We start from the raw sequence: 3,329 nt of genomic DNA, 5'->3' as shown, positions 1-3,329 counted from the left end.
GGATCGCATGAGGGTGAATGGGCCGCGCCATCACACCCTCTCAACTGCCAAGGACGACTGCTTCGACGACGCGGCCGGCTGATTACACGTGATGCCCTGGGCCGTGCCAAGAGGGGGCCGTCTCAGGCAACGTTGCCAAGTACATCTGTCTGTGCGGTGGTCTCGACGCGGCGGACCTGCCGCTCGCCCAGCTTGAAGGAGGTGCCGTCGACAGCCGGATCAAAGTGCTGTGTCATCCTGGCGCCCTGTTTGATGGGCAAATCCCGCCCTCGCAGATCAAGGAATGCGATGCCCGAAGAAGTAGCGCACCCCATCCTCGAACCGCCAGGATTGCGGACTCTCGAGAAAGCCTGTGATCAAGGCCGCGGCCTGCATTGGCTTGAATCGTCCTTCTTCATAGAACGATGAGCAATCGATCCCTGTCGCGTTCTCGAAACGTCGTCTGAAGTCGCTGGGGAAGCAAGGCCGCCTCAGTCGCGCCAGGACATGCACGGCCAACCTTCTGACGCCGACAGGTTCGCCTTTGAAAACGAGTGCCTGACCGGTTTCGCACGTCTTGGCGAGTTCGTCGCAGCGCTGCTCTATCGCTGCCCGATACTGCTTGACCGGGCCGAACAGGCCCGGATTCGAGAGGGCTGATCCCGGGTCCAGGCAGGTGGAAAGCTGGACGGGAATGATGGCTGAATCCTTGATGTCGGCGACAGGCTCGTATGCCTTTGCGACGATTCGCATGTCGGCGATCTTGCCGCGCTGGACGAGCACGCTGCACCAGCTGAGCGTTTCCTCGAAGCTGGCGGATCCGCTGTCGAGGCGTTGGGCCAGTCTGTCGATGGTGGCTGAGGGAGCTGCATCGCCGAGGAGTGATTCGCACAGATCCATGCACTCCGGGTCGATATCGCCGGCGAAGAGGTCTACGAGCGTTGGAACTCTCGAAAAGTCACCGCCCTGTGCACTGTACAAAGCCCTGAGCCAAGTCTCATACGTGGCATCCGTCGTGAACGCTTCTGCACCCGAACGGCCGGATCGATCGCCATGCCCCTCGTACGCGAAATAGCCACGCCCTTCCCAGTCGATGGCGGGTAGTGCGCCGTAAGAACGCCAGTCTTTGTACAAGTGACTTCCCTTTCCGTTCCTCGATGTCTACGCCGTGGATGCCACCCTTTGCAGCATGCCGAATCTCTCATCGAGTTTCCGGCATACACCGCACAGTATCCCGTTGGGCTCCAGGTTTCCTCGCCCGACCGGACAGCCTCCTGCGGCGACCTTCGGCACGAGATGGTTCACTTGGCGTTCCTCCTGCACCTCCTTCTGAGTGGGTGGCCGCGTCAGCAGGCTGGTGAGCCGTGCAATCACCGTTGTCTCGTCGGCAATGCCACTGTGCCTTTGATACTGGCGGCGGATGGCCTTCCAGGCCGACTCGTTGCGATCACCTTCTTCCTCGGTGACAGGGCGCCTGAACACGTTGCATGGCGCCATCGGAATCAGCTTGCTGTTGCAGGTGCAGGCGGGTGTCATGGTCTTCCGGTTTGCCACATCCGACATCAGGGACACATACAGCGGTGCGTGCGCTGCAGCCGTGCCGTCGGAATTCCTGGTGTACCAGTCATCCATCGTCATCGCAGCGCCGGCTGAGTGTCTTGCGCCACTGCAACACGCACAGATGCTGGTTTCATCCTCGAGCTCTCCCCAGCCGACCGCTTCGAGATTGGGGTTGGGTGGTGTTGCTCCTGGAGCGCTTGCGTGATTGCTGGTCGTGATGTCGCCGTGACGGCAGACATGCTTTCCTTCGATCAGAACATCCATCGACCACGCCTGGAAACAGGTCTTGCCGCTGATCTGATGCGTGATCACGGACATGCCCCAAGCCCTGGTGGCGGCCTCGTTTCCGAGAGTCGCTGGTTGATAGAAGGACTGCTGGGACAAAGCTGCAGGCTTGCCGGCCAGCAGCACCGAGATCGAGCCGTCCTTGAGGTCGGTCGAGAACGAGGTATCGGGGTAGGGGATTGGTATCGGACCGGCGGGTGGCCCCGGCGGCGACAGGCAAACGTCGGGAAAGGATGCGATGACCTTGCCGTTGCCGGCCTTGCCTGCAATCTCGTTGCCGTTGGCGTAGACCTCATGAGACACGGTGTTCTCCATGGGCTGGTCCGCTGAGAACTGCTGCTGCGCGTGCTCCGGTTGGCGATGATGCATGCGCAAGGGAAAACTCCCCAGGTGCGTAGCCCCTCATGTGTGCCTGCTCGATCCAGGCGAGTTGCATCAGCGCTGAGGCTGCCCCGCAATCTCCGACGCTGCTGGCGGGATGCCACAAATCTTGCGATGCTCTTGTCCGCTGCATCAGGCGGGACTGCACCAGTGCAAGATCTTCGAAGCCGTGGGCCTCACCCGCCGCGTCACTGAGACGGAAAGCGATGTCGTGCATCTCGATTCCGGCATGCTGCAAGGCCGCGGCGACGGCTGCGCTCATTCCGGATCCCATCTGCGGAATGTCGTTGAGAACTGTCGCGTCGTCATGACCCATACCGATGCCTTGCAAGACCATGCACGGCTCACCCAATGGTTCGAGGCTGACCAGCAGGACAGCCGCGCCTTCACCTGGAATGACCCCTTCAGAGCGGCGAGACGTCTTCAATCGCCCTGATTTCTCAACCCAGTTCAGAGAGCGCGGGTCGATCAGGGAGTCCGCTGCGATCACCAGACAAGCGCTGCCACCTGCCTGCAGCATCGCTGCTTCGGCGAAACCAAGCGATTCGAAGCAGGAGACGTGACCTCGTGCAAGGTGTCGAGCACCGGCCCGCCGAAGGTGAAAGCCCAGACGAGCCTCCATGGCTGGGACGATGCCGTGTACCGAAGCTCCTGGGCGCGCAACCTCTGATGTGCAGAGCAGAACAGGCAGTTGGGTGATGTCGATCCGGGTAGCCAGTGCAGCATGGCTGTCCGCCATCACCTGCAACAGCAACTCGATCAGGCGATCGCGACCGTGAAGGTGGTCGGGGATGGAAGGCACGCGCGCGCCAGCGACAGGCTCAAGGGCGTCGTCGACGGTAGGCAACTCGCCGATTCCACTGATGCCGCAACGCATGGCGGCAGCAGCTGAAGCTGGCGTCAGGCCGACGGCGCTGGCGAGCGCAACGCAAGTGATGTGAAGTGCGCTCACGCAGGCGCCTCGCTCATTGCCTTCTTCGAATTGACAAGGTGCCCAAGGCCCGTGAAGTGCGGCTTGCCGTGTACATGGACCAGACGCCGTTCGCCGATGTTGATCTCGCGAAGTTGTGTGGTCCTTCGAGGCAGTGCGATCGAAGCTCGGCCAATCAGTATCAGCTTGGCTC

General features: G+C 61.4%; 3 protein-coding genes. All 3 read right to left on the bottom strand.

From position 1 onward, the window contains the following. Positions 1-276: 276 nt before the first annotated feature. Genes AC1D15_RS23230 through AC1D15_RS23220 form a run of 3 tightly spaced genes read right to left on the bottom strand, consistent with a single transcriptional unit; the run spans position 277 to position 3,157 of the window. Positions 277-1,113 (bottom strand): hypothetical protein, encoded by an 837-nt coding sequence (locus AC1D15_RS23230; RefSeq protein WP_477827833.1) that lies wholly within the window; start codon positions 1,111-1,113, stop codon positions 277-279. A gap of 27 nt (positions 1,114-1,140) precedes the next feature. Beyond that, on the bottom strand, positions 1,141-2,139 hold the full coding sequence (locus tag AC1D15_RS23225; protein WP_197066890.1) for a PAAR-like domain-containing protein: 999 nt from the start codon (positions 2,137-2,139) through the stop codon (positions 1,141-1,143). After that, positions 2,117-3,157 carry a hypothetical protein gene (locus AC1D15_RS23220; protein ID WP_477827832.1) on the bottom strand — a complete coding sequence of 347 codons (1,041 nt, stop codon included), beginning with the start codon at positions 3,155-3,157 and terminating at the stop codon, positions 2,117-2,119. Before AC1D15_RS23220 ends, AC1D15_RS23225 begins: the two co-directional genes overlap by 23 nt. Positions 3,158-3,329 lie beyond the last annotated feature (172 nt).

This window comes from Rhizobacter sp. P2_H2, assembly GCF_056403375.1.
The sequence above is the reverse complement of the archived record's forward strand: the minus strand, read 5'-3'. Positions and strand labels throughout refer to the sequence as shown.